The sequence below is a fragment of the Rhizobium sp. LEGMi-198b genome, assembly GCF_054114205.1.
The window spans coordinates 845,978-860,087 of record NZ_JBSYVH010000001.1 but is presented as its reverse complement, the minus strand read 5'-3'; the positions used below and the strand labels follow the sequence as shown (position 1 = coordinate 860,087).

Annotated in this window: 13 protein-coding genes; 10 read left to right on the top strand and 3 right to left on the bottom strand. The window is 59.4% G+C overall.

Annotated elements, in window-relative coordinates; translation table 11 throughout:
• Nucleotides 1–11 precede the first annotated feature (11 nt).
• From flgA to fliP, 6 genes are read left to right on the top strand one after another with little or no spacing between them, the layout of a single operon-like run.
• A complete protein-coding gene (gene flgA / locus ACXHXG_RS04185; protein ID WP_283049112.1) occupies nt 12–497 on the top strand; it encodes a flagellar basal body P-ring formation chaperone FlgA in 486 nt (161 codons plus the stop codon).
• Complete coding sequence (locus ACXHXG_RS04180) at nt 494–1,612, top strand: flagellar basal body P-ring protein FlgI (RefSeq protein ID WP_104822000.1); 1,119 nt, start codon at nt 494–496, stop codon at nt 1,610–1,612. The genes flgA and ACXHXG_RS04180 overlap by 4 nt, the downstream gene beginning before the upstream one ends.
• Entirely contained in the window at nt 1,609–2,145 is a 537-nt protein-coding gene (locus ACXHXG_RS04175; protein ID WP_457898560.1) for a MotE family protein, read from the top strand. Before ACXHXG_RS04180 ends, ACXHXG_RS04175 begins: the two co-directional genes overlap by 4 nt.
• The gene (gene flgH / locus ACXHXG_RS04170; RefSeq protein WP_104822002.1) at nt 2,142–2,855 is read left to right on the top strand and encodes a flagellar basal body L-ring protein FlgH; all 714 of its coding nucleotides are present in this window, start codon (nt 2,142–2,144) and stop codon (nt 2,853–2,855) included. Before ACXHXG_RS04175 ends, flgH begins: the two co-directional genes overlap by 4 nt.
• A gap of 45 nt (nt 2,856–2,900) precedes the next feature.
• Entirely contained in the window at nt 2,901–3,395 is a 495-nt protein-coding gene (locus tag ACXHXG_RS04165; protein WP_457898559.1) for a flagellar basal body-associated FliL family protein, read from the top strand.
• The gene (gene fliP, locus ACXHXG_RS04160; protein ID WP_104822004.1) at nt 3,392–4,150 is read left to right on the top strand and encodes a flagellar type III secretion system pore protein FliP; all 759 of its coding nucleotides are present in this window, start codon (nt 3,392–3,394) and stop codon (nt 4,148–4,150) included. The genes ACXHXG_RS04165 and fliP overlap by 4 nt, the downstream gene beginning before the upstream one ends.
• 222 nt (nt 4,151–4,372) lie before the next feature.
• On the opposite strand, the gene ACXHXG_RS04155 is transcribed toward fliP, so the two are convergent.
• The gene (locus ACXHXG_RS04155) at nt 4,373–6,313 is read right to left on the bottom strand and encodes an O-linked N-acetylglucosamine transferase, SPINDLY family protein (RefSeq protein WP_457898558.1); all 1,941 of its coding nucleotides are present in this window, start codon (nt 6,311–6,313) and stop codon (nt 4,373–4,375) included.
• 329 nt (nt 6,314–6,642) lie between these two features.
• On the opposite strand from ACXHXG_RS04155, the gene ACXHXG_RS04150 reads away from it, so the two are divergent.
• Nucleotides 6,643–7,554, top strand: coding sequence for a flagellin N-terminal helical domain-containing protein (locus ACXHXG_RS04150; RefSeq protein WP_104822005.1), 912 nt, complete (start codon nt 6,643–6,645; stop codon nt 7,552–7,554).
• Between the two features lie 256 nt (nt 7,555–7,810).
• Nucleotides 7,811–8,725: a flagellin N-terminal helical domain-containing protein gene (locus ACXHXG_RS04145; protein ID WP_104822006.1), complete on the top strand. Its 915-nt coding sequence runs from the start codon at nt 7,811–7,813 to the stop codon at nt 8,723–8,725.
• A 121-nt stretch (nt 8,726–8,846) separates the two neighbouring features.
• On the opposite strand, the gene ACXHXG_RS04140 is transcribed toward ACXHXG_RS04145, so the two are convergent.
• Nucleotides 8,847–10,097 (bottom strand): ATP-grasp domain-containing protein, encoded by a 1,251-nt coding sequence (locus ACXHXG_RS04140; RefSeq protein ID WP_283049123.1) that lies wholly within the window; start codon nt 10,095–10,097, stop codon nt 8,847–8,849.
• Nucleotides 10,091–11,578, bottom strand: coding sequence for a pyridoxal phosphate-dependent decarboxylase family protein (locus ACXHXG_RS04135; RefSeq protein WP_457898557.1), 1,488 nt, complete (start codon nt 11,576–11,578; stop codon nt 10,091–10,093). The genes ACXHXG_RS04140 and ACXHXG_RS04135 overlap by 7 nt, the downstream gene beginning before the upstream one ends.
• 322 nt (nt 11,579–11,900) lie before the next feature.
• Here ACXHXG_RS04135 and ACXHXG_RS04130 point away from each other — a divergent pair, with 322 nt between their 5' ends.
• Together ACXHXG_RS04130 and ACXHXG_RS04125 are read left to right on the top strand one after the other, a co-directional pair.
• Nucleotides 11,901–12,821, top strand: coding sequence for a flagellin N-terminal helical domain-containing protein (locus ACXHXG_RS04130; protein ID WP_104822009.1), 921 nt, complete (start codon nt 11,901–11,903; stop codon nt 12,819–12,821).
• A gap of 262 nt (nt 12,822–13,083) precedes the next feature.
• A complete protein-coding gene (locus ACXHXG_RS04125; RefSeq protein WP_104822010.1) occupies nt 13,084–14,058 on the top strand; it encodes a flagellin N-terminal helical domain-containing protein in 975 nt (324 codons plus the stop codon).
• Nucleotides 14,059–14,110 lie beyond the last annotated feature (52 nt).

The window sequence follows — 14,110 nt, the reverse complement described above, 5'->3', positions numbered from 1 at the left end:
GGGTTCGCCGGATGAAAAGCTTAGCAATGGCCTGGCTCGCCGCGGCGAGCCTCTCCGTCATGTTCGTGTCGGCCGCTCCCGCCGGCGCAACGGGCACCGATGGCACCAGCCTGGGGACCGCCGTCGTGCCGACCGAGACGATTTATCCAGGAGATATCATCAGCAGCGGTCAGCTCGAAGAGGTCGACGTCACCAATCCGAATCTGACCGGCGATTACGCCAAGCGGATCCGGGATGTAACCGGCTTGGTGTCGAAACGCACGCTTTTGCCTGGCCGAACCATCTCCATTTCGGCGCTGCGCCAGCCCTTCGCCGTGACACGTGGCTCCAATATCCGTCTGGTGATGAACATGGGCAGCATGACGATCACCGCGGCTGGAACGCCGCTGGATGACGGCGCGGTCGGCGATAGCGTACGAGCCCGCAATCTGGACTCCGGCATCATCGTCAACGGTACTGTTCTCGAAAACGGCACGATCCGAGTGGTCGCAAAATGAGAAGCCTTCGCCATTTCCTCGGGGTTTTGCTGGCATTGCCGAGCCTGATCGTCGCCGATCCGGCGCTGGCGATGCAATCGCGCATCAAGGACATAGCCTCGCTGCAGGCCGGCCGCGACAACCAGTTGATCGGCTACGGCCTGATCGTCGGTCTCCAGGGAACCGGCGACAGCCTGCGTTCCTCGCCCTTCACCGAACAGTCCATGCGCGCGATGCTGCAGAATCTCGGCATTTCGACGCAGGGCGGCCAGTCCGCCGCCAAGAATACCGCCGCCGTCATGGTGACGACCAATCTGCCGCCCTTCGCCAGTCCCGGCAGCCGCATCGATGTCACGGTCAGCTCGCTGGGCGATGCGACGTCGCTACGCGGCGGTACGCTGATCATGACCTCGCTCAGCGGTGCCGACGGGCAGATTTATGCCGTGGCGCAGGGCTCGGTCATCGTCTCGGGCTTCCAGGCCCAGGGGGCGGCCGCGAGCGTCACCGAAGGCACCACCACCGCCGGCCGCGTGCCGGGCGGCGCCATCATCGAACGCGAACTGCCGTCGCGTTTCAAGGATTCGGTCAATCTTGTCCTGCAGTTGCGCAATCCGGATTTCTCCACCTCAATCCGCATCGCCGATACGGTCAATGCCTGGGCGACCTCGCATTTCGGCGGTCCGATCGCCGAGGCCAAGGATTCTCAAGAGGTTGCGATCGAAAAGCCGAAGATGGCTGATCTGACGCGGCTGATGGCGGATATCGAAAATCTCGACGTCCAGACCGACACGCCTGCCAAGGTCGTCATCAATGAACGCACCGGAACGATCGTCATCGGCGCCGATGTCCGCGTCTCGCCGGTCGCCGTCAGCTACGGCACCTTGACGGTTCAGGTCAGTGAAAACCCGCAGATCGTCCAGCCGGAGCCCTTCTCGAACGGTGAGACGGCCGTTCAGGATCAGACGGATATCACCGCCAGCAAGAGCGGCGGTCGCGTCGCCGTGCTCGAAGGACCCGATCTGAAGACGCTGGTCTCCGGGCTGAACAATATCGGTGTCAAGCCGGACGGCATCATCGCCATCCTGCAAGGCATCAAATCGGCCGGCGCCCTGCAAGCGGAGCTCGTGCTGCAATGACATCGATCACCATCGCCAGGAAATTGCTGACCGCCGGCTGCGTGGCGATGGCGTTGCTGCTGTCGGTCTCGGCCGCAACGGCGCAGGAAGCGCCGAAGCCGGTCGTCGACCCGGCTTCGAGCCAGGACGAGATCAAACAGTTCTGCACGAACATCGCGGACCCGGCCCGCGACCAGCGCTATCTGCTGCAGAAGCAGGAGCTTGAGAAACTGCAGGCCGATGTCGACCAGCGCATCGCCACGATGGACAAGCGCAAGGCGGAATACGAAGACTGGCTGAAGCGGCGCGACGACTTCTTGAAGACCGCCGATTCCGGCCTGGTCGACATCTACAAAAACATGAAGCCCGATGCGGCGGCGGCAAGCCTTAATGAGGTCAAGGTCACCGTAGCGGCTGCGATCATCATGAAACTCTCACCGCGCCAGTCGAGCCTCATTCTGGCGGAGATGGACGCGCAGAAGGCCGCTGTTGTCACCAACATCATCTCCAGCGCGTCCGATCCGAATACATCGAAGTCGAAGGACCCCTCATGAACATGCGTCTTACGGCCACGTGCGCAGTCGTCGTTTTCCTCGCTGGTTGTCAGTCGCAGGCTCTGAAGGAAATCGGCAGGGCGCCTGCCATGAGCCCGATCGGCAGCGGCCTGCAATATGCGCAGACGCCGCAAATGTTGCAGTATCCGAAGCGGCCGCATCAGGTGGCGCAGGGGTATTCGCTCTGGAACGATTCGCAGGCTGCCCTTTTCAAGGATTCGCGAGCGCTCAATGTCGGTGACATCCTGACGGTCAATATCTCGATCAACGACAAGGCGAACTGGGATAACGAGACCAATCGCAGTCGCACGAACAAGAGCGATATGAACTGGGATATCACCGCCAAGATCTTTGGCTGGCAGCCGAGCACCAATGCTGACGCAACCTCCGGCTCCGACACCAGCACTGACGCCAAGGGCAAGATGCAGCGTTCCGAGCAGATCACTCTGCTTGTTGCCGCGGTCGTCACCGGCGTTCTCGAAAACGGCAACCTGATGATCAGCGGTTCGCAGGAAGTGCGGATGAACCAGGAGATTCGTATCCTGAACGTCGCCGGTATCGTCCGGCCTCAGGACGTCACGTCGGAAAACACGATCTCCTACGACAAGATCGCCGAAGCGCGTATCTCCTACGGCGGCCGCGGCCGTCTGACGGAAATTCAGCAGCCGCCGCGCGGCCAGCAGGCGGTCGACCTGCTGTCGCCGCTCTGACGGCCGGGCAGCCACACGGTATTTTGGTAACAGGCGGACAGAGACATGGCAGCAGCGGCAGACGCATCGGAAAAAGGCAAGGGATCGCCGCTGATCATGATGATTGTCGGGCTGGTGATCCTGACGGTTCTCGGCGGTGGCGGCGGCTGGTTCCTCGGCACTATGGTCTCCCCGAAGATCAATACGGCGACGGCCGTGGCAAAGGCCGCGGAGCAGACGCCCACCGGCGAAAAGCAGGCAGCGGCCGCCGCGGAAGCAAACGGCATCATTCAACTCGATCCGATCACGACCAATCTTGCCTATCCCTCGCAAAACTGGATCCGGCTCGAAATCGCGCTGATGTTCAAGGGCAAGCCGGACGCGCAGCTTGCGGAGGCCATCCATCAGGATATCCTCGCCTATGTTCGCACCGTTTCGCTGCAGCAGGTCGAAGGCCCGCGCGGCTTCCAATATCTTCGGGATGACGTTCAGGAACGTGTTGACCTTCGCTCGGAAGGGCGGGTATCGAAAGTTATGTTCAGAACTTTCGTGATCGAATGATTCGATTATTATTTGTTTTACTTATATTGGTTTTCGCTGCGTTTTCGCCTGAGATGGCGATGGCGCAGCAATTGCCGCAACAGCTCCCGACGGATCTCTTCAATGTCCCGGTGAACGGCTCGGTCGCGGCTTGGATCATTCGCACCTTCGGGCTGTTGACGATCCTGTCGATCGCGCCAGGCATCCTCATCATGGTGACGAGCTTTCCGCGCTTCATCATCGCGTTTTCGATCCTGCGTTCGGGCATGGGCTTGTCCACCACGCCGTCGAACACGATCCTGCTGAGCCTCGCGCTGTTCATGACCTTCTACGTCATGTCGCCGACCTTCGATCAGGCCTGGAAGGATGGCGCGCAGCCGCTGATGGCCAATCAGATTTCGGAGGCCGATGCCGTTCAGCGCATCGCCGAACCTTTCCGCACCTTCATGTCCAACAACACGCGCGACAAGGACATTAAGCTCTTCGTCGATCTGGCGCAGGAGCGCGGGCAAACGGTCGTGGTCGACAACAAGATCGATTATCGCGTGCTGATCCCGGCTTTCATGATCTCGGAAATCCGCCGTGGTTTTGAAATCGGCTTCCTGGTCGTTCTGCCGTTTCTGGTCATCGACCTGATCGTCTCGACCATCGTCATGGCGATGGGCATGATGATGCTGCCGCCGACATCGATCTCGCTGCCCTTCAAGATCCTTTTCTTCGTGCTGATCGACGGCTGGAACCTGCTGGTCGGCAGCCTTGTGCGCTCTTTCCACTAAAGCAATTCCGGGAAAAGTGCGAAGCGGCTTTCCGTCCGGAATGCGTAAAAGCAAAGGGATAGAGCGCCGTGCGTTCATATGAGCGCACAAAGGTCGCTGTAGTCTTTTGAATCTAGAGCATCTTATCCGCTTGCAGGTGATGTCACCTGAGCCGGAATGCTCCAATCGCCTGCAGCCGGTGGGACCGTCATCGGGAGCGGAGCTTCCGATGAAGAGAGGTCCTTATTCTGCGGCGATCGCTGCAGCATCCTGACTTTCGACCAGGAACGGTTCGGCTCGCGCCGGCAGTGCCGGCACGTCCATATGATCCGGATCAAGGCCCTGCTTGGCGCGTGCGACCATCATTTCGTAGGCGGTTTCCACGTAACGGGTAAGGCGTTCGGCATCGAAGAGCGGCTTGATGTAGCGATTGGCCGCCAATGTCTCCTTGAGCGCGGCAATGCGCTCCGGCTGCCTGGCGAGCTCGACGGCCATGTCTTCATAGGCTTTGACATCGGCCGCCACCAGCTCCGGCACGCCGATGGCGTTGAGCAGGCTTTCGCTGACGCGCGAGGCGAAGTTCGTGCCCTTCATCGTCAACACCGGCAAACCGCCCCAGAGCTGTTCCGAGGTCGTCGTGTGGCCATTCACCGGGAAGGTATCGAGACCGAGATCGGCCAATTGCTGGCGGTCGATGTGATCCTCATAGCGGATACGCGTGGTGAAGATGATGCGCTTGCGGCTGATGCCGCGCGCCTCCAGGCGCGTCCACAGGTTGGCCTCGGCGCGCGGGTTGCAAAGCAGCCAGAGCACGCTGTTCTTGGTGCGCTTCAGTATGTTGCACCAGATATCGATCATGTGCGAGGTGATCTTGCGGTTGCCGTTGAACGAGGCGAAGACGAAAGCATCCTCCGGCAGGCCATGCTGCGCACGGGTCGTCGGCCGCGGCTTCGGGCGATACATCGGATCGTTCGGCTGATAGCATTCCGGCAGGCGGCAGAACTTCTCGTGGAAATGCGGCTTGGAATAATCCGGCAGAACGTAGGGATCGCCGATAATGTAGTCGAGGTCGATGTTGACGGCGGAGCCCGGAAAGCCGAGCCATGCCGTCTGAATCGGCGCAGCCTTGTGGTTGAGGATGCGGACGCGGCTATCCTTGGTATGTCCTTTCAGATCAACCAGGATGTCGATCTGATGGGCACGGATCGCCTCTGCCGCTGCCTTGTCGGAGAGGCTGCGGATATCGACCATGGTACCCAATTTCGAATAATCGAATTCTTCCTCTTGCTGAGATGACGGCTTGGAATGGTCGAAGAGGATAATTTCGAACCGCTCCTTGTCGTGCAGTTCCAACGTCCGCTGCATGAGCTTCATTGTCGCATGGCCCGGCCAGAAGTCCGATGATAGATAGCCGATGCGAATCTTGTCGCCCCATGTATGCGGCGCCTTGCGGCGCGCCTCTGCGTGCCCGGCCGGCAGCGGTACCGTATCGTGCACCGCGAACTTGTTGATCGCTTCGTCACCGCACCAGTGCAGATGGAAGAAGGGATTGTCCGGCCTGATATAGTCGAGGTTTCCGGCAGCCGTCGCCGCCAGGATCGGCGCCATATGTTTGTCCACTGTCGCAAGATCGGACAGTTCGCGGGCGAAGATCAAATGAAGCGTGCGAAAGATGATGTTGTCTGGATGCTTCTTGAACAGAGTGGCGACGATGTGCCTGTTGCCGTCATCGTAAAGATCATCGGTCAACAGTTTTGAGGCCATCAGCCGATGCTTGAGCTCCGGCCCTTCGACGAGCACGGTCCTGAAGCCGGCCAGCAGGTCCCTTTGCTGACGGCTCAGAAAGATGCTGGAAAGGGCAAAGGCAAGATCCGGATCCTTGAGCGCCCGATTGAGAATCAGGCTACCGATCGAAAGCGTTGCATCTTCGTTGCCGCAGGCAAAGTGCAGCAGCAGGGCTTCCCGCAGATAGTCTTCGCGATAAGGCTTCTGCCGGCCCGCCAGTTCATAGGATCTCGCCGCGTCCGCTCTGAAGCCGAGTTTGAGCAGCGTCTTTGCCAGCAGGGCATAGGTCTTCGGCGATGTATCGACATTGAGCAGCCCGTTCAGTGTTTCGAGCGCGCGCGTATATTGTCCCTTTTGATAAAAGCTGGACGCTGTCCCATAGGCGTTTTTCGTATTCACGAGCGAGAACTCCGAGCGAACTTTGGACGGTCTCCGGCAAAGGCCGGAGTCCGTCATCATGGATTCGGGGGATAATCGCGCGCGTAGCTTGCCTGAAACCGAAGCAATGGTTGAACCCCTTTACGCATCGTTAGCTACGTTGTTGTCGGATGTTTTTGCGGGTTCCGCGTTTAAGGAATTCGCAAGCAATGCATGCGAGTTTACCTGCGACATGACGGGTTTGGTCCTCTAGGAAATGGGACCGAGGAGCATGAAGCCGCTCCGTCATCGCCGGTATTTGAAGTCCGGTATGTCCTCCTTTTCGTATTCAGTTTCCAGGGGACACACTTATGACCAGCATCGTAACCAACAATTCCGCTATGGCCGCTCTGCAGACTCTGCGCGGCATCAGCAACAACCTGCAGAGCACGCAGGACGCCGTTTCTTCCGGCCTGCGCATCTCCAAGGCTTCCGATAACGCCGCCTATTGGTCGATCGCCACCACGATGAAGTCCGACGACAGCGCTATCGGCGCCGTCTCCGACGCGCTCGGCCTCGGTGCCGCCAAGGTCGACACGGCATCCACCGCAGTCACCAGCACCCTCGACATCGTCGGCCAGATCAAGGACAAGCTCGTCACCGCCATGGAAGGTTCGGTTGACAAGGGCCAGGTCCAGGAAGAAATCGGCCAGCTTCAGGAACAGCTCCAGAGCGTTGCTCAGTCCGCTTCGTTCAACGGCGAAAACTGGGTCATGGCTGCAAACGGCGACTCCGCCTCGGTCGTTTCCTCGTTCATCCGCGGCACCAACGGCACCGTTTCGGTCAGCACGACGTCCTACGCCTTCAACACCGGCGCAACGGGCAACGTTCTGTTCGGTGCGAATAACGGCTCGATCGACACGTCTTCGGGTATCCTTGGTACCCAGGACTCCACGGTTGGCGCTTCGGTCTTCAGCCTGGACATCACCAACATGACCTCCGGCCAGATCTCCAGCGCCCTCAACATGGTTCAGACCGCTCTGAACTCCATGACCAGCATGGGTTCGAAGCTCGGCTCGATCTCCAGCCGTATCGACCTGCAGACGACCTTCGCTTCGTCGCTGTCCGACTCGATCGAATCGGGCGTTGGCAAGCTGGTCGACGCCGACATGGAACAGGAATCGAGCAAGCTCTCTGCTCTGCAGACGCAGCAGCAACTGGCTATCCAGTCGCTCTCGATCGCCAACTCCTCCACGCAGTCGATCCTGTCGCTGTTCCGTTAAGAAGAAGGATTGGCGCTCGACGCCAGCCGAAATTTCTAAACACCAAGTTAACCGCGCCTGTCTAAGGCGCGGTTTTTTTTATATTTTTAGACCGGGGTCGGTTCAGGTTTTCTTAACCATATTGCTGTTTTCTAACACCATTGAAACGGCGAGTTAACCTTAACCGAATGGGTTAACAGGCATGATGCTGAGTGCCGTTACCGGTTTTTAGGTCCGGAATGTCCCTTATTTAACCGCTGCCAAAGGGGCAAATATTATGACGAGCATCCTTACCAACAACGCTGCAATGGGCGCACTGCAGACACTGCGCGGCATCAACAGCGACTTGCAGTCCACGCAGAATGCCGTTTCCTCGGGCCTGCGCATCTCCAAGGCTTCCGATAACGCCGCCTATTGGTCGATCGCCACCACGATGAAGTCTGACGACAGCGCTATCGGCGCCGTCTCCGACGCCCTCGGCCTCGGTGCCGCCAAGGTCGACACGGCTACCACCGCAGTCACCAGCGCCCTCGACATCGTCAGCCAGATCAAGTCCAAGCTTGTAACCGCCATGGAAGGCTCGGTTGACAAGGGCCAGGTCCAGGAAGAAATCGGCCAGCTCCAGCAGCAGCTCGAGAGCGTCGCTCAGTCCGCTTCGTTCAACGGCGAAAACTGGGTCATGGCTGCAAACAACGATTCCGCCTCGGTCGTTTCGTCCTTCATCCGCGGCACCAACGGCACCGTTTCGGTCAGCACGACGTCCTACGCCTTCAACACCGGCGCAACGGGCAACGTTCTGTTCGGCACGCAGGCTAACGGCTCGATCGACACGTCTGCGGGTATCCTTGGTACCCAGGACTCCACGGTTGGCGCTTCGGTATTCAGCCTCGACATCACCGGCATGACCGGCGGCCAGATCTCCACCGCCCTCAACATGGTTCAGACCGCTCTGAACTCCATGACCAGCATGGGTTCGCGTCTCGGCTCGATCTCGACCCGCATCGACCTGCAGACGACCTTCGCTTCGTCGCTGTCCGACTCGATCGAATCGGGCGTTGGCAAGCTGGTCGACGCCGACATGGAAGAAGAATCGAGCAAGCTCTCTGCTCTGCAGACGCAGCAGCAGCTGGCCGTCCAGTCGCTCTCGATTGCCAACTCCTCCTCGCAGAACATCCTGTCGCTGTTCCGTTAATAGGAAGAACCGGCGCCTGGCGCGCCGGCTCAAATTTCGAAACAACAAATTCACCGCGCCTTTCCAAGAGGCGCGGTTTTGTTTTTCAGGGTGGTATCCACTTAAAGCGCGTCGCGATCTTTCAGATTCCACCGGTCTTCCGGTGGCGCACAGCATCGATGAAGCCATCAAACAACTTGCGCATGGCAACCTGCTTGTAGGGATAGATGGTGGCGCTATCCATGTTGTGGACGACCATCGCCACGTCGAGCTCGAAAACCAGCAGACGTCCGTCGGGAAGTTCGGCGCAATCGATACCGAAATAATCAAGCCCTATGTGACGATAGAGAGCTTCGAAACTCTCCTTGTGGCGGACCGCGAAATCCGTATCGAAATTCTCCATCCAAGCCTGTTCGACAGCCCGCTTCGCCGGGCTTTCCGCCATGCCGGCGCTGAGATAATGCACGATCCAATGCTCGGAAAGCGCCATATGGCTGGCGAAGGCCTTGCCTTCGATAAATACGATGCGCTGCTTGTTGTAGAGCCCGTCCGGCCCGCGGAAATCGATGAAAGGCGCGACGTAGAGCTCGGGAGCCGACTGCGTGGCCAGCCATGCGGACAGTCCCGAAATATCGGCGATACGTTCCATTCCATTGCCGGCATGGGTACTGATCGGACGAACGACGAGCGGAAATGAGAGGCCCGGCGCGCATTCGTCCAGGGCTTTTGTGCCCGCACCGACTGCGACAAGGTCCTCGCGTGGAACGCGGTACGTGCTCGGCGACAGAATGGAGGGCTCATTGGCCAGCATGCCGCTGACGCCATCGCGCGTCAGCCGGCTGATCAGTTCCGGATCGTCGTTCATGATCGGGCCGTCAAAATCGGCCAGCAGCGTCCGCATCCGTTCAAGCACGGGGGCGTTTTCGGTCGATTCGCCGATCGCCATGAACGCAACGTCGTGGTCCGGCAAATCCGTGAGCGCGGTCGTTTCCGCGTCCACGTAATGCAGCCAAAGAACACAGTTGCTATCCGCCAGCAGAAAATCCAGCGGCGTGTTCGCCATGAAGTTGCCCGGCGTCACGAAGGCCAACAGCCGGGGCCCTTGTCCATCCCCGTGGACGACGCAAAAGTTGCGGCTGAGCTCCACCGCGCCCCGCAGGACCTGATGAGCCTCTTCGGAGCGGCCAAGCGTCTGCAGGATCGTCCCCAGGTCGAACATCGCCGCCGCGTCTTTGCCATTGGCTCCGATCCGCTGCATCAGCTCGTTCCAAAGCGGCGTCACATCGGCGCCGGCATAGATGAGCGACACGATCCTCTGCATGCCCAGGATTCGCCTGGCGCCTCCGATTTCGTCAGAGGCGCGAGCGGCCACGAGGCCGGATGTCATCAGCATTGGAGCAAATCCTGTCGAGAACCGAGTTTCAGAACGCCGTCAATCAGCGCGTCGATATCCATCTGCCGCGTGCGATGGTTCACGATCGCCGCGCGGATTGCCGGTTGTCCTTTGATGTGGGTGAGGGACGGGGCGACACGCCCCTCGGCGTGGAGATGTTCGATGATCCGCGCATTGACCTGCGGCGGCGCATCACCGTCGGGGCCGACATAGGTAAAGCAAACGATATTGAGCGCAACCGGCGCCAAGAGCCGCAGAGCGGGTTCCTGTTCGATCCGGCGTGCGAGACCGCGTGCCAGGACACAGTTGGCAGCCATCGAATCCCCCAAAGCCTTGACGCCATAGGTCTTGAGGGTGAACCAGGTTTTGAGCGCGCGGAAGCCGCGTGACAGGTCCGGGCCGTAGTCGCAAGGCCACCAGTCACCGCCGGCCAGACCCGAGGCGGCACGGCTGAGATAGGCGGCTTCCGAAGCAAACGTCTGGCGCTGCCATGTGCTGTCGCGCACGAGGAGGAAGCCTGCGTCGTATGGCACCTGGCCCCATTTGTGGAAATCGAAGGCCAGCGAATCGCAGGTTTCGATGCCGGCGAACAAATGCGCCAGATCATCGCAAAGGATACCCAGCGCCCCCAACGCACCGTCGACGTGAAAATGCAGGTCGTGGGCGTCGGCGATGCCGCGCAAAGCGATGAGGTCGTCGATCGCTCCGGTATTTACCGTCCCTGCGCTTCCAATAATGAGGAACGGCGTATGCCCCGCCTCCTTGTCGCGCATGATGGCACGCTCGAGGGCCGCAATATCGATCTGCCCGGCCGTGTTGACCGGGATTCGCCGGAGCTGATCGCTGCCGACCCCCGACATCTCGAATGCGCGCGGTACGCAACCATGCACTTCGCTCGATGCGTAGCCCACGAGCCGCGGCTCGTTCGATAGACCCTCAGCGCGGGCATTTGCACCGAGCTTTCTACTGCGCGCGAGCAGGAGGGCGACAAAATTGGCCTGCGAGGCGCCGGTCAGGAACAGGCCGCCAGCGGTATCCGGAAATGAGAATATTTGCCGTGTCCACCGGATGATCTGACGCTCGACCTCGATCGGCATGTGGTCGCGCCCGCCGAGATTGGCGTTCAGACCGCCGGCCAGCATCTCCGCCAACATGCCGGCGACTGTTCCGCCGCCCTGCACCCAGCCCATAAATCCTGAATGGATATTGCCGCTGCCATAGGGAAGAACATTGTCGCGGAACATGGCATGGACATCCGCCAGATCCGTCGGTTCGACCGGTAGAGGCGCGTCAAACAGGGCGCGCGCAGGCGACGGTGCTGGTTGCCAGACGGGCTTTTCGGAGAGCCTTTCCAAATGGTCGAGCATATCGTCCAGCATCTGGTGACCCTGCTTGCGCAGGCTTTGCCAGTCGTCGGGGTCGAGGCTTGTCCGTTGCCGCGGTCCATCCCACGGTGATCCGCCGTCTTGTAAACTTAACATGTCGACCCCGCATGGGCTGATATACCGACGTTGTAACCACGCCGTTTCCGGCCGGACAGTCGCCCGATCATGACAATCTTATGCCGCCCAAGGTGGCGCGAAGCTGACCTGACGCGCCGATGGCCTCCTGCAGGAAATATGATTTTGTTAACTTTCCGGTTTTGTTGTTAACCTTTTATTAAGCCTGGTAGTGTCATCTGCGGCTAACGCAACGGTTGGTTAACGTCTCTTAAGAGCCAGTTAACAGGCATGACGCTGATTGCCGTTCCCGGCCGAAGACCGGAATGTCCCTTCCAATTTCAGCCACAAGGGGCACCTCTCCATGACCAGCATTTTGACCAACGATGCAGCAATGTCTGCTCTCCAGACTTTGCGCTCGATCAACAATAATTTGGAAGACACCCAAAACCGGGTCTCTTCCGGCTATCGTGTCGCCAAGGCCTCCGACAACGCCGCCTATTGGTCGATCGCGACCACCATGCGTTCCGACAACAGCGCGCTTTCGGCCGTCTCCGACGCTCTGGGCCTCGGTGCCGCCAAGGTCGACACCGCCTATACGGCAATGGACAATTCCATCAATGTCGTCGAGCAGATCAAGGACAAGCTTGTCGCGGCCACGGAAAACAGCGTCGACAAGGCGGATGTTCAGGAAGAAGTTTCGCAGCTTCAGCAGCAGCTTGAGAGCATTGCGCAGTCCGCTTCGTTCTCTGGGCAGAACTGGATGATCGGAGCCAACGGCGCCTCCGCATCGGTCGTGTCCTCCTTTGTCCGCAACAATGACGGCACGGTCGAGGTCAACAGCACCAGCTATAGCTTCGATACGGGATCGCAGGGCAACGTGATGTTCGGCGCCAATGCCGATGGTACGATCGACACGAGCTCCGGTATCCTTGGCACCACGCAGAATATCAACGGCACCGCCTATTCCGTCTTCAGTCTCGACATTACCGGCATGACGAGCGGCGGCATCGGCCAGGCGATGAACCTAGTGCAGTCGGCTCTCAACGCGATGACGAGCACCGCTTCGCAGCTCGGCTCGCTGTCGACCCGCATCGACCTTCAGACAAGCTTCGTTTCAACGCTGAGCGACACGATCGACTCCGGCGTCGGCAAGCTGGTCGATGCGAATATGGAAGAGGAATCGAGCAAGCTCTCGGCGCTTCAGACGCAGCAACAATTGGCGATCCAGTCGCTGCAGATCGCCAACAACAGCGCGCAGAACGTTCTGGCGCTCTTCAAGTGAGCCTTGACCGGAGCTTACGTTAGGAAAGCGCGGCGGCATTTCTTTCTTGCCGCCGCGCATAAGCTTTTGTTAACGTTCCGGGGTAACTGATTTGCAGTATCTGCGCAGAGCCCCGGTGTTCGATCAATTTCGTCGGAACCGATTTGAGGGCTTGATCTAGCGACGAGCCGCGTTGGGATCATTCCCGCTGGCGGGCATGAGGCCGTTCGTTGCTGCCGGACCCGTCCGGCCTGCCGTTTCCAATAGAATTACGGATCTCCGGATGAGCAGTGTAACGACGAACCCCGCCTCTTTGGCCGCGCTGACGGTATTGCGCGGCGTCAACAAAGATCTTGGTGTCGTGCAACAACAGGTTTCATCCGGCCTGCGCGTCGAGAACGCGGGTGACGATCCGACCTATTGGTCGATGTCGAAGACGATGCAGTCGGACCAGAGCAGTCTTTCCACCATTACCGACGCGCTCGGCCTCGGGGCCTCGAAGGTCGATACCGCCTCCACCGCCATGGATTCGGTCGTCGATCTCGTGACCCAGATCCAGGCCAAACTGGTTTCGGCCAAGGAGCCAGGCACCGACAAGAGCGCGGTCAATGCGGATATTGAGCAGCTCAAGAACCAACTGCAGTCGGTCACGCAATCCGCGTCCTTTTCCGGTGAGAACTGGCTCTACAACACCGATGCGCAGCCCGATACCGAGCAATCCGTCATCAGCAATTTTACGCGTGGCACGAGCGGTCAAGTCAATCTGGTGACGATCGATTACGATAGTTCGCAGACCCTGATGATCGACACGGCCGATGCCAGCCGCGGACTGCTGACGAAGAATATCGATGCCAGCACGTTCGACAGCAGTGGAACGTCGACGGAGCGTAACTATTATCTCCTGGCTGCGGATTCCGGTACGCCGCCTGACGACGGCACCGAAATTTCCATTTCCGACAGCACGACGGACGATGAAATCACTGACATGATCAATGTGACGAACTCGATCCTGAAGTCGGTTACTTCAGCCGATTCGACGCTGGGCGTGATGAAATCGCGTATCGACGATCAGACTGATTACATTTCCAACCTCAGCGATGCCGTCAAGACCAGCGTCGGTAACCTTGTCGATACCAACATGGAAGAGGCATCGGCGCGCCAAAGCGCGCTGCAGACGGCGCAGCAGATGGGCATTCAGGCGCTGTCCATCGCCAACACCATGGCGAGCAAGGTGTTGATCCTGTTGCAGGCAAAGTGAATTTCATGTCGTGCGGCAAGGAGGGTTGCTCCTGCCGCATTCATCCTCGCAC